The sequence below is a fragment of the Rhodococcus sp. WS1 genome (genome assembly GCF_003797745.1).
GTDB classification, from domain to species: Bacteria; Actinomycetota; Actinomycetes; order Mycobacteriales; family Mycobacteriaceae; genus Rhodococcus_F; species Rhodococcus_F erythropolis.
The window spans coordinates 1,975,218-1,999,676 of record NZ_RKLZ01000002.1 but is presented as its reverse complement, the minus strand read 5'-3'; the positions used below and the strand labels follow the sequence as shown (position 1 = coordinate 1,999,676).

Annotated in this window: 21 protein-coding genes; 13 read left to right on the top strand and 8 right to left on the bottom strand. The window is 62.8% G+C overall.

What is annotated here, in order from left to right:
- Positions 1-22 precede the first annotated feature (22 nt).
- Positions 23-655, top strand: coding sequence for an alpha-ketoglutarate-dependent dioxygenase AlkB (locus EEB12_RS22070; RefSeq protein WP_029256052.1), 633 nt, complete (start codon positions 23-25; stop codon positions 653-655).
- On the opposite strand, the gene EEB12_RS22065 is transcribed toward EEB12_RS22070, so the two are convergent.
- Positions 648-2,186, bottom strand: coding sequence for an AMP-binding protein (locus tag EEB12_RS22065; protein WP_133727966.1), 1,539 nt, complete (start codon positions 2,184-2,186; stop codon positions 648-650). The two genes, EEB12_RS22070 and EEB12_RS22065, sit on opposite strands and share 8 nt — an antisense overlap.
- Positions 2,183-3,010 carry a crotonase/enoyl-CoA hydratase family protein gene (locus EEB12_RS22060; RefSeq protein WP_019744984.1) on the bottom strand — a complete coding sequence of 276 codons (828 nt, stop codon included), beginning with the start codon at positions 3,008-3,010 and terminating at the stop codon, positions 2,183-2,185. The genes EEB12_RS22065 and EEB12_RS22060 overlap by 4 nt, the downstream gene beginning before the upstream one ends.
- Before the next feature lie 105 nt (positions 3,011-3,115).
- On the opposite strand from EEB12_RS22060, the gene EEB12_RS22055 reads away from it, so the two are divergent.
- The gene (locus tag EEB12_RS22055) at positions 3,116-3,889 is read left to right on the top strand and encodes a hypothetical protein (RefSeq protein WP_019744985.1); all 774 of its coding nucleotides are present in this window, start codon (positions 3,116-3,118) and stop codon (positions 3,887-3,889) included.
- Between the two features lie 22 nt (positions 3,890-3,911).
- Here EEB12_RS22055 and EEB12_RS22050 read toward each other — a convergent pair whose 3' ends face one another.
- Positions 3,912-4,604, bottom strand: a complete 693-nt coding sequence (locus EEB12_RS22050; protein ID WP_029536923.1) for an SDR family NAD(P)-dependent oxidoreductase — start codon at positions 4,602-4,604, stop codon at positions 3,912-3,914.
- Between the two features lie 134 nt (positions 4,605-4,738).
- On the opposite strand from EEB12_RS22050, the gene EEB12_RS22045 reads away from it, so the two are divergent.
- The 8 genes from EEB12_RS22045 (at position 4,739) to EEB12_RS22010 (ending at position 14,553) form a co-directional block, all read left to right on the top strand.
- Positions 4,739-5,656, top strand: a complete 918-nt coding sequence (locus EEB12_RS22045) for a LysR family transcriptional regulator (protein ID WP_046380017.1) — start codon at positions 4,739-4,741, stop codon at positions 5,654-5,656.
- A gap of 139 nt (positions 5,657-5,795) precedes the next feature.
- The gene (locus EEB12_RS22040) at positions 5,796-7,172 is read left to right on the top strand and encodes an MFS transporter (RefSeq protein ID WP_021345319.1); all 1,377 of its coding nucleotides are present in this window, start codon (positions 5,796-5,798) and stop codon (positions 7,170-7,172) included.
- 63 nt (positions 7,173-7,235) lie between these two features.
- Entirely contained in the window at positions 7,236-8,117 is an 882-nt protein-coding gene (locus tag EEB12_RS22035) for a shikimate dehydrogenase (protein ID WP_141488506.1), read from the top strand.
- Positions 8,118-8,161: 44 nt separating this feature from the next.
- Positions 8,162-10,114 carry an FAD-dependent oxidoreductase gene (locus EEB12_RS22030; protein ID WP_181447536.1) on the top strand — a complete coding sequence of 651 codons (1,953 nt, stop codon included), beginning with the start codon at positions 8,162-8,164 and terminating at the stop codon, positions 10,112-10,114.
- Positions 10,111-10,935: an aldo/keto reductase gene (locus EEB12_RS22025; protein ID WP_141488504.1), complete on the top strand. Its 825-nt coding sequence runs from the start codon at positions 10,111-10,113 to the stop codon at positions 10,933-10,935. The genes EEB12_RS22030 and EEB12_RS22025 overlap by 4 nt, the downstream gene beginning before the upstream one ends.
- Positions 10,935-12,029 (top strand): Gfo/Idh/MocA family protein, encoded by a 1,095-nt coding sequence (locus EEB12_RS22020; RefSeq protein WP_045068926.1) that lies wholly within the window; start codon positions 10,935-10,937, stop codon positions 12,027-12,029. The genes EEB12_RS22025 and EEB12_RS22020 overlap by 1 nt, the downstream gene beginning before the upstream one ends.
- A complete protein-coding gene (locus EEB12_RS22015) occupies positions 12,026-13,753 on the top strand; it encodes an FAD-dependent oxidoreductase (RefSeq protein ID WP_141488503.1) in 1,728 nt (575 codons plus the stop codon). Before EEB12_RS22020 ends, EEB12_RS22015 begins: the two co-directional genes overlap by 4 nt.
- Positions 13,750-14,553, top strand: coding sequence for a sugar phosphate isomerase/epimerase family protein (locus EEB12_RS22010; RefSeq protein ID WP_141488502.1), 804 nt, complete (start codon positions 13,750-13,752; stop codon positions 14,551-14,553). The genes EEB12_RS22015 and EEB12_RS22010 overlap by 4 nt, the downstream gene beginning before the upstream one ends.
- A 54-nt stretch (positions 14,554-14,607) precedes the next feature.
- Here EEB12_RS22010 and EEB12_RS22005 read toward each other — a convergent pair whose 3' ends face one another.
- Positions 14,608-15,696: a 3-deoxy-7-phosphoheptulonate synthase gene (locus tag EEB12_RS22005; protein ID WP_020908849.1), complete on the bottom strand. Its 1,089-nt coding sequence runs from the start codon at positions 15,694-15,696 to the stop codon at positions 14,608-14,610.
- Between the two features lie 373 nt (positions 15,697-16,069).
- Between EEB12_RS22005 and EEB12_RS22000 the strand changes: the two genes are divergently transcribed.
- Positions 16,070-17,119, top strand: coding sequence for an ABC transporter substrate-binding protein (locus EEB12_RS22000; protein WP_060938271.1), 1,050 nt, complete (start codon positions 16,070-16,072; stop codon positions 17,117-17,119).
- Positions 17,120-17,177: 58 nt separating this feature from the next.
- On the opposite strand, the gene EEB12_RS21995 is transcribed toward EEB12_RS22000, so the two are convergent.
- The 3 genes from EEB12_RS21995 to EEB12_RS21985 are packed head-to-tail and all read right to left on the bottom strand — an operon-like array spanning position 17,178 to position 20,262.
- Positions 17,178-18,278: a hypothetical protein gene (locus EEB12_RS21995; protein WP_060938270.1), complete on the bottom strand. Its 1,101-nt coding sequence runs from the start codon at positions 18,276-18,278 to the stop codon at positions 17,178-17,180.
- Positions 18,278-18,595 carry a nuclear transport factor 2 family protein gene (locus EEB12_RS21990; RefSeq protein ID WP_060938133.1) on the bottom strand — a complete coding sequence of 106 codons (318 nt, stop codon included), beginning with the start codon at positions 18,593-18,595 and terminating at the stop codon, positions 18,278-18,280. The genes EEB12_RS21995 and EEB12_RS21990 overlap by 1 nt, the downstream gene beginning before the upstream one ends.
- On the bottom strand, positions 18,592-20,262 hold the full coding sequence (locus tag EEB12_RS21985; protein ID WP_141488501.1) for a PucR family transcriptional regulator: 1,671 nt from the start codon (positions 20,260-20,262) through the stop codon (positions 18,592-18,594). The genes EEB12_RS21990 and EEB12_RS21985 overlap by 4 nt, the downstream gene beginning before the upstream one ends.
- 195 nt (positions 20,263-20,457) lie before the next feature.
- Here EEB12_RS21985 and pruA point away from each other — a divergent pair, with 195 nt between their 5' ends.
- The gene (gene pruA, locus EEB12_RS21980) at positions 20,458-22,119 is read left to right on the top strand and encodes an L-glutamate gamma-semialdehyde dehydrogenase (protein WP_141488500.1); all 1,662 of its coding nucleotides are present in this window, start codon (positions 20,458-20,460) and stop codon (positions 22,117-22,119) included.
- Positions 22,119-23,084: a proline dehydrogenase family protein gene (locus tag EEB12_RS21975; RefSeq protein ID WP_141488499.1), complete on the top strand. Its 966-nt coding sequence runs from the start codon at positions 22,119-22,121 to the stop codon at positions 23,082-23,084. The genes pruA and EEB12_RS21975 overlap by 1 nt, the downstream gene beginning before the upstream one ends.
- Here the strand turns inward: EEB12_RS21975 and EEB12_RS21970 are convergent.
- On the bottom strand, positions 23,081-24,379 hold the full coding sequence (locus EEB12_RS21970) for an NtaA/DmoA family FMN-dependent monooxygenase (RefSeq protein WP_029256067.1): 1,299 nt from the start codon (positions 24,377-24,379) through the stop codon (positions 23,081-23,083). The two genes, EEB12_RS21975 and EEB12_RS21970, sit on opposite strands and share 4 nt — an antisense overlap.
- Positions 24,380-24,459 lie beyond the last annotated feature (80 nt).

The following is a 24,459-nucleotide window of genomic DNA, read 5'->3' as shown; positions in this document are numbered from 1 at the left end:
ATTTCGGTGTACGGTGGAGCCTATGACCGCCACGATGCAACCGTCTCTGTTCGACAACGGTGACCTCGGCGTTTCTTTGGCCGATCTCGACGGCACGGTGCAGCGACGTATTCTCACCGCCGGCGCATGGGTCGACCATCGCCCGGCCTGGCTGACCGGATCGGAGGCCGTGTTCGACAATCTGGAGGCTACGGTGCCGTGGCGTTCCGAACGGCGTCAGATGTACGACCGCGTTGTCGACGTCCCTCGTCTGGTGTGTTTCTACGCAGAGAATCAACCACTGCCGGACGCGCTTCTCACCGAAGCCAAAGACGCGCTGAGCAGTCACTACTTCGACGAACTCGGTGAACCATTCGCCACGTCGGGTCTGTGTTTCTATCGCGACGGTTCCGACAGCGTTGCCTGGCACGGGGACGACACGGGACGAAGTCGCACCGAGGACACGATGGTGGCCATCCTGTCTCTCGGTGCGGCTCGCCCGCTCCTATTGCGCCCTCGTGGGGGCGGCGAATCCATCCGCTTCAATCTCGGACACGGAGATCTACTCGTCATGGGCGGATCCTGCCAACGCACGTGGGAACACTGTGTCCCGAAGAGCGCGCGGGCCCTCGGGCCGAGAATCAGCGTTCAATTCCGCACTCGCGGAGTTAGATAGCGTCGCGGAGTTCGTCTCGCAGCGCCTTCCGATTGAGCTTGCCGACGGCCGTCTTCGGTATGGATTCTGCGAAAACAACCCGACGCGGCTTCTTGTACGACGCCAGTCGCTCGCCGACGTGCGCGACCAATGATCCTTGGAGCGCGTCATTTTCGACGGTCCCGTCCTCGAGTACCACCACAGCCGTGACCGCCTCCACCCACTTGGCGTCGGCGGTACCCACCACGGCGACCTCACGGACAGACGGATGCGTCAGGAGTGCGTCCTCGACTTCACGGGGGTAGACGTTGTATCCGCCGCTGATGATCATGTCCGAAGCTCGGTCCTTCAAGAACAAGAATCCTTCGGCGTCGAACTGACCGATGTCACGGGTGTGAACCCAGCCGTCTTCGGTGAAGGTGTCCGCATTCAGTTCCGGTGCATTGAAGTATCCGGCGATCGCCGATGGCGAGCGGATCACGATTTCACCCGGTTCTCCCTGGGGCACTTCGTTTCCCTCGCCGTCGAGCAGCCTGATCTCGACGTCGATGGCCGGCTGACCACAGGACAGCAGGCGATCTTCCGTGTGATCTTCGGGCCGTAAGACTGCAATACACAGCGGTGCCTCGGTCTGCCCGTAGTACTGGAGAAAACGGTGTTGCCCCCACGCCTGCATTGCACGTTCGATGGTGGCCAGCGGCATCGGCGACGCACCGTAGATCACGGATTTCAGACTCGAGATGTCTGCGCTCGCAAAATCAGGGCGTTCGAGGAGCATCTGAATCATCGTCGGCACCAGATTGATTGCCGTAGCCCGATGCTCGGTTATCGAGTCCAAGAAGGTCGACGGGTCGAATCCGGGAAGGATGACGGTCTTGCCGCCACGCAGCCAGAACGGAAGCACGAAGACACCGCTGGCATGAATCAGTGATGCCGCGTGCAGCATCGTATCGTCCTGAGTCGCCGGAAGCAGATTGAGCAGAACATTGCGGCAGATGCCGGCGTAGCTGCGCTGAGTGTGCTGCGCGGCCTTCAATGTTCCCGTGGTCCCGGAGGTGAACAGCGTCAGGATCACATCGTCGGGAGCTAACTCGACGTCCGGTGTGTCCGAAGGCATGCTCTGTGCTTGGTCGAGCAGCGAACGCTGCCGCGCCGAACCTGTTTCCAGCCCGATGAACGTACGTTCGGGGAACCTGGCGGACAGTTCAGCGGCGCGGACGGCGAGGTCACTACCGAAGACGACGTGCGAGGTGTCGGTGTCCTCGAGCATTCTCGCGTGCTCGTCGAGCGAGAGACGCGAGTTGAGCGGAACCCTGTTGATGCCGGCTTTGACACAGGCAAAATCGACGGGGACGCTGGCAAGAGAGTTGTTGACCAGCAATGCAACCCGTGCACCACGCCCGATACCGAGGGCGATGAATGTGTGCGCCAATCGGCTGCTGAGTTCGTCCACTTCCGTGAACGTCATCGATCGATCGCCGAAAACGACGGCTGTTCGCGATCCGTGCTGTCGCGCACCACGGGCGATCAGGTCTCTGGTTATGGGCATCATGGTTCAGTTTCCTCGTTCGAATTCGGGTTGTTCTCGAACCGGCCGTGCCGGCCGGCGCCCGCGGCGAACGCAGCAGCGCCGCGCACACCTTCAGCGATGACAATGGGATTTCCCGCGACGCCCTCGGCCCGCAGTGCTTCGGCAAGTGGTAGATCAAAAGATCGGTAGGCCGACGCGCGATCCGCGAGCATGCAGAGTTGAGGGAAAGCGGACAACTGGTGCGCAAGCTCCTTGGCTGCCTGGAGTGACTGCCCCACTGGAACAACACGATTGGCCAGTCCGAAGGCCAGCGCCTCCGGAGCGTCGACCGGGCGACCGGTCAAGATCATGTCGAGCGCTCGCCCCTGCCCGACGATTCGCGGCAGTCGCACGGTCCCACCATCGATGAGAGGAACTCCCCAGCGCCGGCAGAAGACTCCGAAGACGGAATCCTCCTCGCAGATCCTCAGGTCCGCGAGCAATGAAAGCTCGAGCCCTCCTGCAACCGCGTATCCGCTGACGGCGGCGATCAATGGCTTGGACAACACCAACCGACTCGGCCCCATCGGGCCGGTGCCGCCGCCTTCCGGATGCAACTCGTGCACGCGGGCGGGGTCGGAGACTGCGGTCAAATCCGCACCGGCACAAAATGTGCCGCCCGCGCCCCACAGAATCGCCACCTTCTGACTCTCGTCCGATTCGAACTCCAGGAAGGCATCACGCAACTGCGCCGCCATCGGCCCGTCCACCGCATTCTTGCGATCAGGGCGATTCATCACGATGACGGTGACGCCACCGTCACGCTCCACATAGACATCGCCACCTGGTCGATCGGAGTCGGTCACGATATTTCCTCACTGCTCGCGGATAAGGTTTCCCGGTACCCACCATGCCACTTGTAACAGAATTTGTCAGGAGTTGTTAAAAAGTTGTTACAAACTGATCGAGGAATGTCCGCAACCCGAGTTGTGCTGGACCTCGCAACGGCGAGTCCGGACACCGAGTTCAGCACTGCAGTGCTGACCCGGGCCGGCGAGATCGTCGGTGTCAGCGCATCGAGCGTTCGCGTGGCAACGGGCCGCCTGTGCCGCGAGAACAAACTGCGTCGCACCGCTCGTGGAACGTACGTCCTCAACCCGGACGGCATCCCCACCTACAGCGAGGTCGAGGGGTGGCGAACTCGTACCGATCGCATACGCCCCTGGGACGGCACGTGGATAGCCGTCGAGCACTCAGCGCTCAAACGAAGCGACCGCACTGCCGCCCGAAGACACGATCAGGCGCTGCGCCTGGCGGGCTACGAGGAGTGGAAGCCCACACTCGCCGTCCGCCCGAACAATCTGCTCGGCGGCACGGACAGCGCCCGCCGCACTCTCCGCCGACTCGGCGCCGCCCCCGAATCGGCTGTCATGGAAATCGCTCACCTTGCCCCCGAGGATGATTCGACAATCCGCACACTCTGGAACTCGGAAGCACTGTTGGTCGACATCGCCGAGGCCCGTGAAGCACTCACACAGGCGCAAACACGCCTGGCGACAATCAGTCGCGAGGAGGCTGCCCGTGAATCACTTGCCTTGGGCAGCGCGGTGATCGCGGTCATCGTGCGCAATCCGCTCCTTCCGGAAGAACTCGAACCGACGCAGCCACTGCGTGAACTGATCTCGCACATGCTCGAGTACCAGGACGCATCTCGCGAACTGTGGCAGTCACTGCTCCAGTTCTGATCGACTTCTTCCAGAAGGTAATTCAGTACGTTGCGCGGCCACCGCTGGCGTCGTACACAGCACCCGTCGAGTAACTCACCGCCGACGACGACAGCCAGGAGATCAGTTCGGCGATCTCGTCGGCCCGCCCCATCCGTGCCATCGGCGTCAAAGACTGCGAACGAGCGAGGATGGCCGGATCGGTGCCGGCATTCATAGGACTTTCCACGGCCGCGGGAGCAATCGCGTTGACCAGCACACCGGCGGTGGCGACCTCTTTGCCGAGCGACTTCGTCAGCGCGACGACTGCCGCTTTGGACGCGGAATATGCACTCTGATTCGGGTTTCCGTCCTTGGCAGCAATACTCGCGAGATTGACGACCCGCCCCCACCCGGACGCAACCATCCCCGGCACGAACGCCCGGCACATCAGGAATGTCCCTTCGACGTTGATGCGGAACGTACGCCGCCAAGCCGCGAGGTCGACGTCGACGAGTGGCGCTGATGGTCCTACGATTCCCGCACTGTTGATCAAGATGTCGACTCTGCCGAGTCTGGTTCGAAGCGCATCGACTGCTGTCGGATCACTCACGTCGAGTTGTTCGTCCGCACCCTCGGCAAGATCTGCTGTTACCACCCGAACTCCCTTCTCCGTCAACAGCTTTGCACTGGCGGCGCCGATTCCGCTCGCACCGCCGGTAACGAGCGCGGTGACACCCTCTGGGTAACCCTGCATCGCATTCACTCCTGAGTTTCTGTGCGCTACGCACTCTATTTATGTTGCAAACAGGCATAATTGCCGTCACACTGTGTAGAAATTCTGAATATATGGCGTTTGTTGTCAACGTCAAATACCTGGAGGCCTTGGCGATGGAAACCCGCTGGTTGCACGCGTTTGTCGCGGTTGCGGAAGAACTTCACTTCGGGCGGGCCGCATCACGGCTCCAGATGGCCCAGTCGCCGCTCAGCCAGATGATCCGAAAGCTCGAAAAGGACATCGGCGTCAAGTTGTTCGAACGAAGCACTCGCAGCGTCGCACTCACGTCCGGCGGACATGCCTTTCTCCCCCACGCCTATCGCGTCATCGAGAACATGGAGACGGCACGACACGCTACGCGTGCGTCGTCGGGAGGCGTCTACGGACGAGTCACGATCGGGTTCACCGGAGTGCTCAACTATCAAGCACTTCCGCCGCTCACCCGCGCGTTGCGTCAGCGCTATCCGGAAGTCGAACTGACACTCCTCGGCCGGATCATGACGCGCGACGCGGTCATTCAACTCGAGAGCGGCGCCCTCGACCTCGCCTTCGTCGGACTACCGGTGGAATCCGCATCACTGTCTACCCGGCTGATCCGACGGGAGGCGTTCGGCGCCGTACTTCCGATCGACCATCCCCTTGCCGAGAGGGACGCGATCGATCTCCGCGAATTGGCCGACGACGGATTCGTGACCACCCCGCTCTCGGCCGGCTCGGCCCTCCAGGAAACCGCGATGCGCGCCTGCATGAACGCAGACTTCAGGCCTCGCGTCGTCCAGGAGATCACCGATCCGTACATGATCCTCATGCTCGTTGCCGCCGGCGTCGGTGTAGCGCTGATGACGTCCGGCATGGCTGCTATCACCCCACCTGGCAGTGTGTTCGTCCCACTCACCGGCGAGCCGACGTTCATGAATCACGGAATTGCCTGGTCACCCCGGCATATGACCGATGCACTCGCCGTCGCACTGGAGACGTCCGAGGAGATTCTGCCGACGCCGGAGATTGAGACCAGAAACGTCATTATCTGAGACTCATTTAGTGTTGGACGCGCCATAGTCCTTCGTGGCACTGTCGTCTCAGCCGCCGAAAGGTGAGGGACGTCACCGATGCGTGGTGCATCACCAAACGTGCCGCCACGGCCGGCCCATCGGGACGAAAGGACTTCACATGGCACCACCGATCACCTCCACCGGTTCCACGCACTCCACCGAAGAGCATCCGAATTCGAACGCGCGCCGCGCCGCCGTTTCGGGCTTCCTCGGCAGCACCCTCGAGTACTACGACTTCTTCATCTACGGCTCCGCAGCTGCGCTCGTGTTCCCCAAGATCTTCTTTCCTGGCGGCGGCTCGACGGCAACGCTGCTCTCGATCAGCACCCTGGGCGTGGCCTACGTCGCCCGCCCACTCGGCGCAGTGCTGTGGGGACACCTCGGCGATCGGTACGGACGCAAGAACGCGCTTCTCGCCTGCCTGCTCCTCATGGGTGTTGCGACGGTCATCGTCGGTTGCCTGCCGACCTACGACCAGATCGGCATCGCCGCGCCGATCATTCTCGTCTTGCTTCGCCTTCTTCAAGGGCTCTCTGCCGGCGGTGAATCACCCGGCTCTTCGGCACTGACTCTCGAACACGCACCTGATCACCGTCGTTCGTTCTTCACCTCGTTCACCATGAGCGGGATCATGTTCGGCATCGTCGTCTCCAGCCTGGTATTCATCCCAGTGGCGAGCCTGCCCGACGAAGACCTCTACTCGTGGGGTTGGCGAGTTCCCTTCTGGCTCAGCATCATCGTGACCGTCGTTGCGCTGTGGCTACGTCGCGCCTTGGATGAGCCCGAGGTATTCGAAGAACTCAAGGAACAGGACGAGACGGCCGGAATTCCCGTCGTCGAGATGTTCCGCTCGCACTGGCGCACCGTAATCCGTATCAGCATGAGCTCGACCTTCGCGATGATCAACACCATCGTCAACGTCTTCGCCCTGGCGTACGCCGTCGAATCCGGCTTCGAACGCTCCACGATGCTGTGGGCCATCGCGACCGCCAATTTTGTTGCCGTACTGACTCAGCCGCTGTTCGGCATTCTCTCGGATCGCTACGGACGTAAGCCCATCTTCGTCGTCGGCGCCATCGGAGCCGGCTTGATGATCTTCGTCTTCTTCCATTCGATCGGAACCCAAAGCGTCCCCATGGTCTTCGCTTCGGGAATCGTCATGATCGGAATCTTCTACGCGATGCCCAACGGCACGTACCCGGCATACTTCCCGGAGCAGTTCCCCGCGAAGGTCCGATACACCGGAATGGCCGTCAGCCTCATGCTCGGACTCCTTGTAGCCGGCTTCACACCGGCTATCGCCCAGGCGATTTCGGCCGGAGACAAGAGCAACTGGACACCGGTTGCATGGATGTGCCTGGGCTTCGCCGTCATCTCCGCCATCGCGGCAATGACCGGACCGGAAACGTACCGCACGCCCACAGCAGAACTGGGCCAACCGAAGCCGAGCCTGCCGATCAAGCAGGACTCAGAGCTCACCAGCAACAACGCTTGACCGGACAGGCCCCTCGCGCTGAATTGCCGCGAGGGGCCGTCCCCACTTATGCAGGAGAATGTCATGACTACCGAATACACACCCCACCGTATCGGCCTTGTCGGGTCGGGTATCGCCACCTCACTCTCGCCCGCGTTGCACGCACACGAAGCAGCAGCACTCGGACTCGACGATTACAGCTACGAACTGATCGATCTCGAGAACCTGAACATCTCGGTCGAGAAAACCGGTGAGGTGGTGCGTGGCGCCGTCGCGGGCGATTTCACCGGACTGAACATCACCCACCCGTGCAAGCAGGTTGTCGTGGACGCGCTCGACGAGCTGTCCGGCAACGCGCGGTTGCTCGGTGCCGTCAACACGGTTGTGGTCGACAACGGCCGTTTGATCGGCCACAACACTGACCACAGCGGATTCCTCACAGCACTGCAGCGCGGTTTGCCCGACGCCGCCTTGGACCGAGTGGTGCTTGCCGGGGCAGGAGGGGCGGGTTCCGCTGTGGCATATGCACTCGCCGCCGCCGGCACCACGGATCTTCGCATCGCAGATATTGATCCCGATCGCGCTGCCGATGTGTGTTCCCGCGTCGCCTCGGCCTTCCCTGGCACGCGCACAACGGCTTTGGCGATCGGTGAGATCTCCGTCAACCTGACGACGTGCGACGGCGTCGTCAATGCGTCTCCGATCGGCATGGTGGGTCATCCCGGAACTCCCTTCGACCCCGCTGCGCTCCACTCCGGCTTGTGGGTTGCGGACATCGTTTATCGACCGATGCGCACCGAATTGCTCGACGCTGCAGCTGCTCTCGGATGCGCGGTTCTCGACGGTGGGCAGATGCTGGTGGCTCAAGCCTCTGACACCTTCACACTCCTGACCGGTGTCGAAGCCGATACGGATCGCATGCGCAGCCATCTGAGCGAGCTGCTCTCCGAGACGGCATGCGCATGAGCACAACCGAACACCTACTTTCTCGCGAAGTACCAGGAGCACTGATGAAGGTGACTGCGCCTTTCGCCGAACCTCTCGACATGGGCAGCGTCCGCCTCCGGAACCGGTTCGTGTCCGCCCCGATGGAACGCAACTACTGCGAAGTCGACGGCACCATGACGGACGAGTACATCGCATACCTCGCCCGCCGCGCCGAAGGTGGTGCTGCACTGATCTTCACCGAAGCGAGCTACGTGCGTGCCGACGGCAAGGGACGCATCCGGCAGATGGGCGTCGACGTCGACGAACGGATTCCCGGCATCAAGAAGATGGTCGACGCGATCCACGCACACGGCGCCCTCGTCGGAGTCGAACTCAACCACGGTGGACGCACGGCGCAGGGGTCGGTCAGTGGATTTGTTCCCGTTGCCCCGACACCGATTCCGTGTTTGGTTGTCGGCGGCGAAATGCCAGAACAACTCGACGGCGACGACATCGAGCACATCATCGAATGCTTCGGTGAGGCTGCGGCGCGCTGCCAGCAGGCCGGCGTCGACGTGATCTCCCTGCACGGTGGCCACGGGTACTTGATCCACCAGTTCCTCTCCCCTGCTTACAATCACCGCGACGACGAATGGGCCGACCCCACCTTGTTCGTCAACAAGGTCATCGCCTCCGTCCACGAGCATGCTCCGGGAATCACTCTGGGACTTCGATTCTCAGCCTTCGAGGGCATTGACGGCGGACTCGACGCCGAGACGACCCGCTCTCGCATCGACGCCATCGACACTGACCGACTCGATTTTCTCGACGTCTCGGCCGGCAACTACGAAGCGGGACAGTGGATCATCCAGCCCGGTGAATGGTCCCGCGGACTCCTCGCGCCGTACTCCGAGCAGTACCAGCGCGACTTCGACATCCCGGTGGGTGTGGCCGGACGCATCACGTCGCCGGAGATCGCCGCGCAGATCATCGAATCCGGTCAGGCGAACTTCGTCAGCATGGCCCGTACGTTGCACGCCGACCCGGACTTTCCGAATCGCGCTGTCGACGGTGGCCGCTACCGCCCCTGCATCGCCTGCAACTACTGCATCGACAGCCTGGCCGCCGGCCCCGTTCCCTGTTCCGTCAACCCGTGGGTCGGACGTGAACTGGATCAGCCCACGAAGCCGGCTGATGCCACCGTACGCGTCGCCGTCATCGGTGCCGGTCCGTCCGGAATGGCCGCTGCCCGCGACCTCGCACTTGCCGGTCATCGCGTCGACCTGTACGACGAACGACCCAGCCTCGGTGGCGACTTCGCTCTGGCATCGAAGCTGCACGAATATCCCGAATACGGGCGTATCGTGGACTGGTACCTCGCGGAACTGGCCGAACTCGGGGTGCAGTGCCACACTTCGACCAGAGCGGACGCAGCATTGCTCGCAAACAGTGACTTCGACGCGATCGTCCTTGCTGCCGGTGGGCACGGTCCCGTGACTGACCTTCCCGGCGCGCAGACCCGAACCGTCCGTGACGTGCGCGAGTTCCTGGTTTCCGGAGATCCGGCCCCCGAAGCAATCACCATTTTCGGCGCCGACCGCGAGGCTGCTGCCGTCGCAGACGATCTGCTCCAGAAGGGCACCCAGGTCGTCATGATCGGGCCGCAGGAAACCATCGCGCACGACGTCGGCCGGCGCGGCAAGATCGTACTGCTGCCGCGCCTGGCCGCAAGTGAGAACCTCACGACCTACCTGAGCTCGATCGTCACCAAAGTCGACGCCGATCGGGTCACGATCTCGACAGGCGGTGTACTGAGCGAAGTCGACGCCCCCGGCGAGCTGCTGATTTCACAGGGCGTCGAGCCGCGCTCGGAGCTTCTGGCCGAACTACGTTCACTGGCACCACGACTCGGGGTCCATACCGTCGGCGACGCGAGCGGTGACGGCGGATCCATCCATGCCGCACTCGTGACCGCAGCCGACGTTGCCGTCGCCATCACCGCCGCCGCTGCGGCCCGTCAGGAGGTTCACGCATGAGCGCACACACAGCCGCACCGGTGGCAACTGCGTTGCCACCCATCGGACTCGGAACCTGGCCACTGGTCGGTGCCGACGCCACGAAGTCGGTTCTCTCCGGCATCGAGGTCGGGTACCGCCTCATCGACACCGCCGCGATCTACGGCAACGAGGACGCCGTCGGCGTAGCGTTGGCGGAGTCTGCTCTACCGCGAGAAGAACTGTTTGTCACCACCAAACTTCGTGGAAACGACCAGGTTTCCGGTGACATCCGCGGAGCGCTCGAGCAGAGCCTGGAACGACTGGGACTGGATCAACTCGATCTGTTCCTGATCCACTGGCCGCTCCCGCGAATCGATCGTTACGTTGCGTCGTTCGAGGCGATGCTTGCCTGCCGCGACGCCGGACTGGTTCGGTACGTGGGTGTGTCGAACTTCCTCGAGCACCACGTGCGCCGCGTCGTCGCCGAAACCGGCGAGGCACCGGCAGTCAACCAGATTCAGATGGACCCGTCGCTCGCGCGAATTCCGGTGCGCCGCGCCAACGACGAACTCGGAATATTCACGCAGTCGTGGAGCCCGCTCGGCCGCGGGGATGTGCTCGACAACGCCGTTGTGAGTGAGATCGCCGGTCGAATGGGTTGCACCCCTGCGCAGGTGGTCCTTGCTTGGCATGTCGCGCAGGGTGTGGTTCCGGTCGCGCGATCAGCGAACCCGACGCGTCAGGCCGAGAACCTGGCAGCACTCGATGTGACCCTCTCCGGCGAGGACATCGAAGCACTGAACAGTCTCGACCGCGGCGAGTCTGCGGCGCGGGACGTCGAAGCAGAGGAACATTTCTGATGACATTGAAAGTCGGAATCGTCGGCTGCGGCAAGATCGCCGGCAACCATGCCCGAGCCCTGCAACAAGTCCCCGGCGTCGAGGTAATCGGCTGCTGCGATCCCGATCTCGGACGCGCCCAGGAGTTCGCGGCAGCGCACGGCATTCCCGCAGCCGTGAGTTCAGTGGAGCAACTTCTCGCCCTCGGACTCGACGCCTGCACCGTTTGCACGCCGCACCCGGTACATGAAGAGGTAGTCGTGGCCGCTGCCGAAGCGGGTGTACATGTGTTGTGCGAGAAACCCATCGCGGTCGATGTTGCTGCCGCCGACCGCATGATCGAGGCCGCCGACCGCGCCGGTATCACCTTCGGCGTCCTCTTCCAACGCCGCTTCTGGCCGGCCGTGCGTCGTATCCGGGACGCCATCGACGACGGTCGGATCGGACTGCCCACGCTCGGCGAGGCGTCGGTGATCCTGCACCGCCCATCGAGTTACTACTCGGCCGACGCGTGGCGCGGACGCTGGGACACCGACGGCGGTGGCGTGCTCATGACGCAGGCCGTGCACCAGATCGACATGCTGGCCTGGTTCATGGGCGAGGCTGTCTCGGTCAGCGGCTTCATCCGCACCCACACCCACGGTGAGCACATCGAGACCGAGGACAGTGCGTCGGCTGTGATCTCCTTTGCCTCGGGCGGCACCGCCACCGTCACCGCGACTACCGGTGCCAATCACAACCTGGGCAACCGCGTCTCGGTGATCGGGCGCACCGGTGCCATCGCCAGCGTCCTCGAGTTCCCTGAAGGGCACGAGGGTGTCAACGAAATCTGGACCGTGCCGGGCGAAGTGGAGTTCCAGTCGCGGTACTCCGCCGATATCGACGCCAATCTCGATGTGGGAGCGGTCAATGCGGCACTGACCGACTTCCACACCTTGCAGGTTCAGGACTTCGCCGACGCCGTCCTGACCGGGCGCGAACCCGCCGTCACCGGACGAGACGCCCGCGCGTCACTTGCCATCATCGCCGCAATCTACGAATCGTCACGAACGGGCAAGGTTGTCGAGCTGACATCGACACCGACCCTCGCAACAACTGCCAAGGAGCAGAAATGAGTAGCAGTACCCCCCTCACCTACGACGTGGTTGTCGTGGGCTCCGGCGCAGGCGGGCTTTCCACAGCAATTGCCGCAGCACATGGCGGCGCGTCGGTACTCGTTGTCGAGAAGGCCGACACCTGCGGCGGCGCAACGGCCTGGTCAGGCGGGTGGATGTGGACCCCGCGCAACATGTTTGCCATCGCCGACGGGGTTGTCGAGGATCGTTCGGCGCCGCGGACATATCTGGAGAACCGACTCGGCGACAACTTCGACGCTGCCAAGGTGGATGCACTCCTCGACGGCGCACCGGAGATGGTCGAGTTCTTCGAACGCAAGACTGCACTGAAGTTCGTTCCCGGAGCCAAGATCGCCGACATTCACGGCGACACACCGGGAGCCGGCACGGGTCATCGTTCCGTCGGACCGAAACCGGTGAGCTTGCGAAAGCTCGGACCCGACGTCGCGGCGCTGCTCCGTCGACAGTTGTACGAGACGTCATTCCTCGGAATGGGCATCATGGCCGGCCCCGACCTGCAGGCATTCCTGCACTCGACTCGATCGCCGAAAGCATTTGTGCACTGTGGCGTTCGCGTGACTAAGCACATGTTCGATCTCGCCACCAAGCGTCGTGGCCAGCAACTCGTCAACGGCACTGCGCTTGTCGGCATGATGCTTCGCTCAGCGCTCGATCTCGGCGTCGAGATTCGGGTGAAAACGTCGGCAACATCGCTGCGGACTGACGATGACGGTCGCGTTGTCGGTGTCCGCCTCGAAGGTCCGGATGGTGCGTACTCGGTAACTACCACGCGCGGCGTCGTACTGGCCACCGGCGGCTTCGCCCAGGACATCGACCGCCGACGTGAACTGTTCCCCCGTACCCCCACCGGAAACGAGCACTGGTCACTCACTCCGAAGACAACCACCGGCGACGGCATCACCCTCGGCGAATCCGTGGGTGGTCGCCTCGACCGCACTCTTGCCTCCCCCGTCGCGTACTGCCCCGTCTCCATCGTTCGCTACCGCAACGGCAAGGAAGGTGTGTTCCCGCACATCCTCGACCGCGGAAAGCCCGGTGTCATCGGAGTTCTCGCGAACGGCAAGCGTTTTGTCAACGAAGCACTCGGCTACCACGACTACACCCTCGCGATGGTCGAGCAGGTTCCCGAGAGCGAAGAAGTGTGCTCGTGGTTGATTGCCGATCAGCAGTATGTGCGCTATCTCCCTCTTGGCATGGCCAAGCCCCTGCCGATCCCGATCCAGCCGTACCTGCGCTCGGGATACCTGACACGGGGTCGCACTGTTCGCGAACTGGCGGAGAAAATCGGCGTTGATCCGACGCAGTTGGAAAAGACAATCGAGGCATTCAATGTCGGGGCCGTGGCCGGTGAAGACCCCGAGTTCGGTCGCGGCACAACACCGTTCAACCGGGGATCCGGCGATACCGCCAACCCCTGGCCGAACCCGTCGCTTGCACCCTTACAGAAGGGTCCGTACTACGCGGTGAAAGTGGTGCCAGGGAGTTTCGGGACCTTCGCCGGACTGGTGACGGACTCGTCGTCGCAGGTGCTCGACGACAACGACCGCCCCATCGAGGGATTGCTCGCCGTCGGCGTCGATCAGGCCAGCGTGATGGGCGGGCACTACCCGTCCGGCGGCATCAACCTCGGCCCGGCTATGACGTTCGGTTATCTGGCAGGTCGGGAACTGGCCGGAGCCAAGACAGTTGGAGCGCACGCATGACACTCTCACTCGGACTGGCAGCCCTCACAGTGCTCGATACCGCACCGATGCAGCACGTCGACTTGGCGGAAAAACACGGCTTCGACACCATCGGTATCCGTCTGATGCCCGCGGCACCGGGCACTACGGCGTACCCCCTGCACGAGGACAAGCAGGGGTTGAACGAATTGGTGCGTCGACTAGGCGATTCACCCGTTGAGGTATTCGACCTCGAAATCATCCGCCTTGCAGCCGACTTCGACTCCACCGACTACGTTCCGCTTCTCGAAGCGGGTGCACAGCTCGGAGCCAAAGCCGTTCTGGTGGGCGGCGACGACCGCGACCGCGCTCGGCTCACGGACTCCTATGCCCGCCTCGCTGAACTGTGCGCGAACTACGGCATCGTCGCCTCGCTCGAATTCATGCCGTGGACTGCGGTGCCCGATGCGCGTGCGGCCATCGAGATCGTCTCGGCGGCAGACGGTCCGGCTCGTAGTGTCCTGGTCGACGCACTCCACACCGACCGCTCGGCGACGACGCTGGAGGATCTTGCGTCCATCCCGCGCGAGTGGCTTCACTACGCCCAGATGTGCGACGGTTCGACCCCCGCTCCTACGGATGACGCAGAACTGATCCGTCACGCCCGCGAAGAGCGTCTGGTGCCCGGCACCGGCGGCATCGCCCTGGCCGACATCTGGTCGACATTGCCTGCCGGACTGCCGGTCAGCATCGAATTGCCCAACGAGCCGCTGCGCCGCGCCGTCGGCACGGACGCCTGGCTGAAGCGCCTGGTCGAGGCCACGCGAGCAGTGTTGGCCTAGCGGCCCTGTGCGCGTTTAGCGAGTCCAGGCACTCCCTAAACGCGCACGGGGGCGTCAGCCCCTCCGAGCCGCAACGGCCTGCGCCAGACGGTCCAACTGCGCTGCGGTGGTGGACCAGTCGATGCACGCGTCGGTGATCGACTGACCGTAGGTGAGCTCGTCCGCCTTACCCAAGGTCAGGTCCTGACGGCCGGCCTCGATGAAACTCTCCAACATGACGCCGGCGATTCCCTGCTCGCCCTCGGTCAGACGTCGGGCAATGTCGTCCAGCACGACGACCTGACGCTCGTGGTCCTTGCTGCTGTTACCGTGGCTCGCGTCGATGACCACGCGCTCGGGCAGGTTCGACTTACGCAGGCGAGCAAGGGTATCCGCGACGGTCTCGGCATCGTAGTTCGGTCCGTCGCTGCCGCCACGAAGAATCACATGGCAGTCCGGGTTGCCCGCGGTCCGAATCAAGGCAGCCTGGCCGTCGAGATCCGTTCCGGGGAACACATGGCTCGCCGCCGCAGCGCGGGTACCGTCGACGGCTACCTGCACATCACCTTCGGTGGAATTCTTGATGCCGACGGGCATGGACAGCGCGCTGCACAGCTGACGGTGAACCTGACTGGCGGCGGTCCGGGCGCCGATTGCACCGTAGCTGACCAGGTCGGCGATGTACTGCGGCATGATCGGATCAAGGAACTCGCAGCCGACAGGCAGGCCCAGACTCGACACGTCGAGAAGCAACTTGCGGCCGATACCGAGCCCGGTGTTGATGTCGAACGTGCCGTCGAGGTGGGGGTCGTTGAGCAGGCCCTTCCACCCGAGAGTGGTGCGCGGCTTTTCGAAGTAGACGCGCATGACGATGTGCAGATCGTCCCGCAGTTCTTCGGCCTTGGCGGCCAACCGGCGGGCGTAGTCCATCGCCGCTTCCGGATCGTGCACGGAGCACGGACCGACAACGACGATCAAACGATCGTCGTCACCGTTGAGGATGTTGATCGTGTCGGCCCGACCGGTGCGCACGGTTGCGGCCGCGACCTCGTCCGGAGCGTGCTGAGCACGAACAGTCGCCGGTGACACGAGCGGACTGATACTCACAGTGCGCTGATCGTCGAGGCTGTCCGAAGCTGCGGTGGTGTCGATGGTGACAGTCATGGGGTTTTCGGTTTCCTGTTCTCAGGCCGACCCCAGAGATGAAGAGAAACTCCAGCGAGCCGGTCTGTAGTCCGGCTCTTGGGTGGAGGTTGTCAGCGCGTGGTTACGCCGGCAGGCCCACCCGGGGCCGGCCTGCTAAACCAGAAATAGACGCGCTGCATGACGGCCACGATACCTCGAGTTCGGATCAGATGGGCGCGCCCCTCCACAACAAGCCGAATCCGAGGGGCGAGTCCCGTGGCACGAGTCCGTGAAGAATGGCCAAATCCGCTGAGCGGTTGGCGCTTTCGAGTAAGGCTCCGGCTGCGAAGTTCGAATACGTTGGTTAGGCACCTGCCAATGCCCGGAACATCAGATGGAGCTGCGCCTTCTCATGCCTGTGATCGAATCGACCAAAACCTTCCACCCGACGGTGTCCCCTTCTGCGACCGAAACCCCCTTGCAGTCGACAAAAGATGTGGACGACGAATTCACCCGTCTGATCGATTCCTTGACACGACGCGGGTTCCTGACCGGTGCGGCGGCGCTCGGTGCACTGGGCGCACTGTCTGCATGTTCGAGCGAATCCAGCGGCACCGAAGCCTCGGACGAGTGGGTCGACATCGTCGTCGCAGACCAGACCTACCGTCTCCCGCGGGACCCCAAGCGTGTCGTGGTGCTCGAAGCCCGAGGCGCCCTCGATTTTGCACTACTGGCCGAGTACCCGATCGTCGCGACCAATTGGGATCCGAAGTCTCAGCTCATGCAACAGGTACCCGCCGGCGCAGCTCGCCTCGGTGGGACGAACAACGAACCGAATGCCGAATCGATACTGAGCTACGACCCCGATCTGTTGGTTGTCGGGAAAGGCTGGTGGGATTACTACCAGGACAGGGGCCTGCTCGGCACTGACATCGCCCCGGTGCTCGTCGTTGACGAGGGCACGACGGGCTCGTCCTGGAAACAGGCCATGACCGCGCAGCTCACGGCGCTCGATCGCCGCGAAGTCGCCGAACGCGTCATCGCCCGATACAACGGAGAACTTGCTCAAGCGCGGGCCAAGATCGGTGGTCTCCTCGAAGGCAAGTCGATTGCGATCGCCGGTGCAGACAGCGGTCAGATCTGGCTGCAGAACAACACGTTCGCCGTGTCGGTTGCACAGGACCTCGGCCTGAACGTCTTGACTGACGCCGCCCATGCCGCACCCGATCGGAAGGATTCGACTTTCTACAGCCTCGAGGAGCTCGCGATCTTCGACCAGGCCGACTTCGTACTGCTACAGAACCCCGACGCCGTCGAAGCCGAGTCGCCCACGTGGAGACGAGTCCGCGCTGTCCAGGACGGACATGTCGGACAACTGCGATACGACCTCAACAACGGCCTCGCGCTGACTGCGATGGCCCTGGCCGCTGATATCGCCGAACAGGTACAGGTCATGCGCTGACATCCGTGCGGGCATTGGATCGGTACTGGAGTGACCCCACCACACCTGGTGGGGTCACTCACGCCTCCAAGCGGAATTCGCCTCGCACCTGGCGTACACCGTTGATCTGCACTTCGACGGCATGGTCGCCGGCGTAGTACTTCCGGGTACTGATCGGTTTGAAGGAATGCCTCTTCGCGATGCGGGCCGGCACCCCAGGCTCGAGCGTTCGTGTTGTCAGTTTGAAGACCTTCGGCGTCGTGGTCCCGTTGGCCTTCACGTGGTGGACGATGTAATCGATCACGACGGTGACGGACTCGCTGCCGTTGTTCGTGACGGCGAAGTCGAAGGTGAGTTCTCCACCCGCATCGACTATTTCACGGTCGATGACGAACCCTTCGACCACGACGTCGCTGGGCGGCGAGAACCCCAGAAGAGACAGAGCATCTGGGTCGCCGGCCTTGATCAACGTCCGCAATGCATGTTTGACGATTTTCAGTGTGTTGGAATCCGGCGTCTGTAACCAACGCTTCGCAGTCGACACGGCGAGCGCTGCGTCAGCACGACTGAGATCGTTGAGATGGTTTGCGACCGAGCGTCGTACATATTCCGAATCATCCCGATACAGCTCGTCGAGAATGGCGATTGTCGACTCGGGACGCGCCGTCAATTTTTTCACTCGTCTTCCCCAGGGCAAACGAGTACGAGTGCCTTCGGTCGCCAAGCGCCGGACGTGTTCGTCTTCATGGCCGGTCCAGGTGAGTGCGATCGCCAGCGAACGGTCAAGGTTCGTTTCGAGAAATGTGCGAATTGCGAATTCGGCCGTCAGACGCGACGTCAGCTCGGCAAGCAGAGCCATTCCCTCGTCGAAGTCCGACTCGGAGCCACTTCGTGTCGCCGTGACGGCGACGGCTTCGGTCACCGGCCAGATCATCCAACCAGTGAAGGTCTCCTCTGAAAGCGCACGGCGGATGATCTCGGCGAAGGCCGGAAGATCCTGAGGCAGTTCGGCAGTCATCGCGTCCCGCACAACGCGGGTACGTTCGCCGAGACTCATACCGTCGAATTCGGATGTACTACCCCGAACGAGGGCGAGGCGTGTGTGACCGGAGGCTCGCTCGAGACAGCCTGCCAGATCGGCGACGACGGATTTCCCGAGCAGTTCGTCAGCGGTGGGCATCAGGGGCACACCGTGAGAGCGGAAATCCGATCACCGTCGAGAGTGAAATGGTGATGTAACTGGACGGGGCTTCCGGGAAAATCACCCTCGACCTTCACCGACACGACAACGGCCGAGCCTGGGGTGTTGACCGACTCGATCTTCTGGGTGAAGGTGAACGCCGTCGACACGGCGGACTTCCACGCCACGATTTCTTCGATCCCGACATACGTCCGGCCGTCGTCACGCACCACGGCGTCTTCGGTGAACACGTCACGGACGTCTCCGCCGTCGAAATACGCGCTCGCTGCGCCTGGCACCTTCGCTGAGTCGATCATTCGCGAAGAGTACTGCTGGGGTCCGACAGGTTCGGCGAACTCACTGCGCGAGCGGACGCCTCCAACTGAATCTCCATCAACAGCCTCGTCGAGGGCTCGGACAGGTCGGTATCTGTTATCTCCTCGACCCTTTTGATCCGATACCTGAGTGTGTTCGGGTGAATGCGAAGCTGCTCGGACGCGCGTCGGACATCGCCCGAATGCGCGAGGTAAACGGAGACGCTTTCACGCATGTTCGACCCGTTACGCCTGTCGTAGACGTCGAGCGCGTCGATTCTCGGATCGTGCAGTTGCTCGTCGGCCGCAATCGCGTCCATGATTTCGCCCAGCAGCACCGGAGTGCGCGAGTCCGCGAGGGTGGTCACACGAACATCCCCCGACGTTCCGTCCAAGACTCGATCCACTTCGGCCCGAGCCTGGGCCACCTCCGCAAGCGTCGAAACCGGCGACGAGACTGCGGCCCGTAAACCCGAGGGCGACACCTTATCCAAACGCGCGACAACTTCACGGGTCCACGAGACTGTGGATTTCACGGATTGGGTTCGCGGAAACAGCACATAGATCCGGGCGCCGAATGCACTCACCAGCGATTCACGGTGAAAGGCACTGGCGTGCAGGCGCAACGACGACATGAGCTCACCCGAAGCCGACAACACGCTGCCCCCGACACTCGCCACACCGATCACCATCGCGGGTCCGGACATCGGGATGGACAACGAGGCCGCTAGAGAAGGAACATCGACGCCGCCGCCGCGAACCCCGAGCAAGCGCTGAACCTGTATCGCCTCGTTACTCGGCGCGTCTCGGATGCGCGAAATCAGCCGAGCTGCAATGGCCGCTGCACCGCGGAGCACTCTCTCGGCATCGCCGGCGATGGGAAGCGGGCCTTCCTGAACCCAGATCGTGCCGAGCAGATCAGAACTGAAACCGCTCTCCCCCTTGACGTTCTCGGAAATTCTGCGAATGGGAACCACCAACCGTCGCCTGATCGCGAGGTCTTCGTGCGCAGGCACCTCCACTACGTCGTCACTTCGCCGCAAGCTTTCGAAGACGCCCCACTCCTGCAGCTTCCGGAGGTATTCCCGAGGTCCTTCACGGCCGAGGATCGATTGCCGGCGGAGCTCGTCCGCAGCATCCCCTGATGCCGAATAAGCCATGACGTGGGAACGCTCGTCCTCGATGCTGACCATCCCCCGGGTGAGTGACGCGACGTTCTGCGCCAGCTCGAACAAGTCTGTGTCACTGCCGAATACAACGTCCTCGGAATCTTGACGGGATACCGAATGATCGAGCACGCCCCGGATCGTGGTGAACAATCGATCCCAACGAGCGTCCGGATGGACTGCTATCAAGGCGATCCCGGCGCGCTGTGCCGCCGCGCGCACCGACGTGTCCGAGGCCTCCTTCGACATGACGGCCCGAGGCGCTGATCCCTTCTGATCGACGCGGTTCAGCCAGGCCGCCAATTCTGCTGCGCCGATACCGACAGCGAGCCAGAGCTCAGAGGATTCGACGTCTGCGGTTCCGGGGCGTGTGAGGTCCCCGACCTCCGCGAACACCACGGAGTCGACGAAGACGTCATCACCTGACGGCGCGAAGACGAGCTCGACAAAGGCTCCGCCCAGCGCCCGAAGGACCGCGTCGAGCCTGACCTCACGGATAGCCACGTACCACCCACTTTCCGGACCGTTCCAACGCCTCAATTTCGAGAATAGTGCATTTTCCTGCGGAAATGGTTCAGCCGATCGAACAAACAGCGTCCGAGAAGTTTGGCCGATCAGCGGATTACTCGCCGACTCCTTTCGGCTTGACTGATGACGACACGACAACTGCCCCACCCATCAGTCTGCCGAAGGATCGTCATGGACGCCGTCACCAATGTCCCCCACCCCTCCAACGAGCCGGTCAACAATTACGGGCCGGGAAGCCCGGAACGATCACGCCTACGCACCAAACTGACCGAACTGGCCGAGGCACCCACCGACATCCGACAGGTCATCGGGGGCGTCCACCGAACTGCGGAGGGCAAGCGGGAGAACGTAGTTCAACCACACCGTCACAGCTCGGTCATCGGATCATTTGCGGGCGCAACGCACTCGGATGTTCGTGATGCCATCGACGCCGCTACACTCGCCGCCCCGGCCTGGCGCGACCTCTCGTTCGACGATCGAGCTGCGGTCTTCCTCCGCGCCGCCGATCTACTCTCCGGCCCGTGGCGCGAAACCATCGCCGCCGCAACAATGCTCGGTCAGTCGAAGACCGCATATCAGGCCGAGATCGATGCCCCGTGCGAACTGATCGATTTCTGGCGTTTCAACGTCGCGTTCGCTCGTCAGATACTCGCCGACCAACCCGTTTCCGCTCCGGGAGTGTGGAATCGCGTCGAATATCGACCACTCGAAGGTTTTGTCTACGCGATCACTCCCTTCAATTTCACCGCCATCGCCGGAAATCTCCCTACCGCACCTGCCCTGATGGGCAACACCGTGATCTGGAAGCCGTCACCGACGCAGGCCGTCGCGGCATACCTCACGATGCAACTACTCGAAGCCGCCGGCCTCCCGCCCGGGGTGATCAATCTTGTTCTCGGCGACGGACCCACGGTGTCCGAAGTCGCGCTGGCCGACCCCCGCCTGGCGGGCATCCACTTCACCGGATCGACCGCAACGTTCCAGCGTTTGTGGCGTGAGGTCGGAGCCAACATCTCGAACTACCGGACGTATCCGCGTCTCGTCGGCGAAACCGGCGGCAAAGATTTTGTACTCGCACACAGTTCAGCAGACCCCGACGTACTCACGACGGCATTGATCCGCGGGGCCTTCGACTATCAGGGACAGAAATGCTCGGCCGCGTCACGGGCATTCGTCCCGAAATCGGTGTGGGCCAAGATGGGCGACACGTTCATCGACACAGTGTCGTCACTGAAGTACGGCGACGTCACCGACCTGACGAACTTCGGCGGCGCCGTCATCGACCAGCGTTCCTTCGACCGCAATGCCGCCGCGATCGACCGAGCCAAGTCGACCGGCAGCCTCACCATCGCAGCAGGCGGCGACTACGACGACCGCGAAGGATTCTTCATCTCGCCGACGGTCCTGCTCGGTGACGACCCCAGTGACGAGGCCTTCAGCACCGAGTACTTCGGCCCCATACTCTCCCTGCACGTCTACGACGACTCCGCACCGAATGCGTACGCCGACATCCTCGCTCGTATCGACAGCGGATCCGCGTACGCCCTGACCGGTGCCGTGATCGCCACCGACCGTGCAGCCGTCGATCAAGCTCACCACGGTCTGCGGTTCGCCGCCGGAAACTTCTACGTCAACGACAAGCCGACGGGCGCGGTAGTCGGACAACAGCCCTTCGGCGGTGCGCGGGCTTCCGGTACCAACGACAAGGCCGGTTCGTCGCAGAATCTGCTCCGTTGGGCGTCGACACGCACCGTCAAGGAAACCTTCGTTCCTCCCACCGATCATCGCTACCCCCACCAGGACGTCGATCGAGCCGAGAGCGAGAACCGTTGATGAGTGCCGTCTCGCTGAGCAACCCGCTGCGCCCGGTACTCCTCGCGGCGGCACGCTCGTCGCGGCTGGAGAAGACAGTCTCCGGGATGACCGTGACTCGCAAGCTGGTAGACAGGTTCGTCGCCGGGGACGCGGAACCCGCAGCGGTGTCAGCCGTACGCGACATCCTCACCAGTGGCCGGTTCGTGACGGTCGACTACCTCGGCGAGGACACTACCGATCCAGCTCAGGCAACAGCTACCGTCGACGCCTATCTCTCCCTTCTCCGCTCGTACGCAACGCTTTCCGAAGCGGCTGGGACGCAACACACCCAAGAGGTTTCGCTCAAGCTCTCAGCGTTAGGGCAGTCACTTCCCGGTGACGGCGAGAAGATCGCCCTGGCGAACGCTCACCGAATCGTCACAGCGGCAGACGAAGTGGGCGCGTGGGTCACCGTCGATGCGGAGGATCACACCACCACCGACTCGACACTGTCCATCGTCGAAGAGTTGCGCCGCGACTTCCCGACGCTCGGCACGGTCCTGCAGGCGTATCTGCACCGCACCGAGGCCGACTGCCGGCACTTCTCCGGATCAGGTTCACGAATTCGGTTGTGCAAGGGTGCATACAAAGAACCGGCCGACGTTGCGTTCCAAAAGCCCGGCGAAGTCGACGCGTCGTACCTGCGTTGCCTGAAGGTCTTGATGGAAGGTGACGGGTACCCGATGGTCGCCTCCCACGATCCCACCATGATCGACGCCGCCCTCGAACTCGCCACATTGACCGAACGGACAGCCGAGGATTTCGAGTTTCAGATGCTCTACGGCATCCGCGACGGCGAACAACGCAGATTGGTAGCCGAAGGCAATCACCTGCGGGTCTACGTTCCCTACGGCAGCCAGTGGTACGGCTACTTCATGCGTCGCCTGGCGGAACGGCCGGCCAACCTCATGTTCTTCATGCGCTCACTCGCCTCCAACAACTAGGTGCTGGAAACCGGTGGCAGCGGTGGCAACTCGAGGTTCTCACGGAAGGTACCCCCGACGTAATCTGTTCCCACGATTCTGCGCTTGCGTAGTTCCGGTAGCAGTCCGTTCGTGACGAAATCGCGTGTACGCGGATCGGCAAGGTCACCGAGCGTAATGACGTCGAGTACGCCCGCGTCGTATCGTTCCTCGATCGCGTCCGCGAGCTGTTCCGGGGTGCCCGCCGCTGCCCAGTGGCCGGTGTCCTTGGACGCGATGATCAACTCACGCAGAGTCTTTCCTTGTGATGCGAGCTTGCCGAAGATCTCGACCCGGCCCCGTCGTCGATTCACCGACGACGGGTCCGGCAACAACGACTCCGGGATCGGCCGGTCCAGCGGCAATTCCGAGAAATCCACGTCACCGCCGAACATGTCGGCAAGCCTCGTGCGACCGGCGTCGAAGTCCGTCGATTCCTCGGCTTCTCTGACCAATCGTTCGACTTCGGTTTCGGTAGCGCCGTACGTTGCGTGGAACGAGCTGAAAATCAGTGGCAGTTCGTCCCCACGCCCCAACTCTGCCGCCCGGGCGCGGATCGTCTTCGTGTAGGTGACCGCGTCCTCGAAGGTTGCGAGAGAAGTGAATACGACCTCCGCGAAGCGAGCACCCAGTTCGATACCTCCGGCAGATTGGCCGGCCTGGAATTGGACCGGACGACGCTGCGGCAGGGAGGGGATGTTCAGCGGCCCCTGCACCGTGAAGTACTTGCCTCGATGCTCGATGGGGACCACCCTCGACGGATCGAGCACCGCTGAGCCCTCTCCCCGGGTCAGGGCGCCGGGCTTCCAACTGTCGAAGAGCGCGTTGACCACCTCGAGCGATTCGGCCGCTCGGGCGTACCGCTCCTCCGGACTCGGCAGGTCCAGGTCGCTGTAGTTCTCTTCTCCGAGTGAGGAAGTGACGGCATTCCATGCGGCTCGACCATTGCTGACGTGGTCCAGGGTGCCGAACAACCGTGCCAGGTTGAAAGGGTGATGAAACGTCGTCGTGACGGTGGCGATCAGCCCCACATGGGTGGTGACCGCACTCAGCGCGGCAAGGAAGATCAACGGCTCCTGCGCGCCGATCGCGCCCTGCGCGCCGAAACTCAGCAGGTCGGCGGCAAACAGTCCGTCGATCTTGTTCGCCTCGGCCGTCTTTGCGACGTCGATCGCGGACGTTACCGTCGAAGTCGTCGGATCGATCGCGGCGTCGTAGATACTCACCGCCCCGCTGACACCGGTCACCGTCTTGAGTGGACGCCTACGATCGGCCACCGACCATCCTCCTGGCTTCGCGAAATCTGTTCCGAATTCACAACGCTAGACCGATCCTGGCTCCCGACAAGGTATTCACT

What these genes read in the sequence shown, in the direction of transcription:
- EEB12_RS22070 (WP_029256052.1), top strand. Translation starts at nt 23, where the DNA reads ATGACCGCCACGATGCAACCGTCTCTGTTCGACAACGGTGACCTCGGC.
- EEB12_RS22065 (WP_133727966.1), bottom strand. Translation starts at nt 2,186, where the DNA reads ATGATGCCCATAACCAGAGACCTGATCGCCCGTGGTGCGCGACAGCAC.
- EEB12_RS22055 (WP_019744985.1), top strand. Translation starts at nt 3,116, where the DNA reads ATGTCCGCAACCCGAGTTGTGCTGGACCTCGCAACGGCGAGTCCGGAC.
- EEB12_RS22050 (WP_029536923.1), bottom strand. Translation starts at nt 4,604, where the DNA reads ATGCAGGGTTACCCAGAGGGTGTCACCGCGCTCGTTACCGGCGGTGCG.
- EEB12_RS22045 (WP_046380017.1), top strand. Translation starts at nt 4,739, where the DNA reads ATGGAAACCCGCTGGTTGCACGCGTTTGTCGCGGTTGCGGAAGAACTT.
- EEB12_RS22040 (WP_021345319.1), top strand. Translation starts at nt 5,796, where the DNA reads ATGGCACCACCGATCACCTCCACCGGTTCCACGCACTCCACCGAAGAG.
- EEB12_RS22035 (WP_141488506.1), top strand. Translation starts at nt 7,236, where the DNA reads ATGACTACCGAATACACACCCCACCGTATCGGCCTTGTCGGGTCGGGT.
- EEB12_RS22030 (WP_181447536.1), top strand. Translation starts at nt 8,162, where the DNA reads ATGAAGGTGACTGCGCCTTTCGCCGAACCTCTCGACATGGGCAGCGTC.
- EEB12_RS22025 (WP_141488504.1), top strand. Translation starts at nt 10,111, where the DNA reads ATGAGCGCACACACAGCCGCACCGGTGGCAACTGCGTTGCCACCCATC.
- EEB12_RS22020 (WP_045068926.1), top strand. Translation starts at nt 10,935, where the DNA reads ATGACATTGAAAGTCGGAATCGTCGGCTGCGGCAAGATCGCCGGCAAC.
- EEB12_RS22015 (WP_141488503.1), top strand. Translation starts at nt 12,026, where the DNA reads ATGAGTAGCAGTACCCCCCTCACCTACGACGTGGTTGTCGTGGGCTCC.
- EEB12_RS22010 (WP_141488502.1), top strand. Translation starts at nt 13,750, where the DNA reads ATGACACTCTCACTCGGACTGGCAGCCCTCACAGTGCTCGATACCGCA.
- EEB12_RS22005 (WP_020908849.1), bottom strand. Translation starts at nt 15,696, where the DNA reads ATGACTGTCACCATCGACACCACCGCAGCTTCGGACAGCCTCGACGAT.
- EEB12_RS22000 (WP_060938271.1), top strand. Translation starts at nt 16,070, where the DNA reads ATGCCTGTGATCGAATCGACCAAAACCTTCCACCCGACGGTGTCCCCT.
- EEB12_RS21995 (WP_060938270.1), bottom strand. Translation starts at nt 18,278, where the DNA reads ATGCCCACCGCTGACGAACTGCTCGGGAAATCCGTCGTCGCCGATCTG.
- EEB12_RS21990 (WP_060938133.1), bottom strand. Translation starts at nt 18,595, where the DNA reads ATGATCGACTCAGCGAAGGTGCCAGGCGCAGCGAGCGCGTATTTCGAC.
- pruA (WP_141488500.1), top strand. Translation starts at nt 20,458, where the DNA reads ATGGACGCCGTCACCAATGTCCCCCACCCCTCCAACGAGCCGGTCAAC.
- EEB12_RS21975 (WP_141488499.1), top strand. Translation starts at nt 22,119, where the DNA reads ATGAGTGCCGTCTCGCTGAGCAACCCGCTGCGCCCGGTACTCCTCGCG.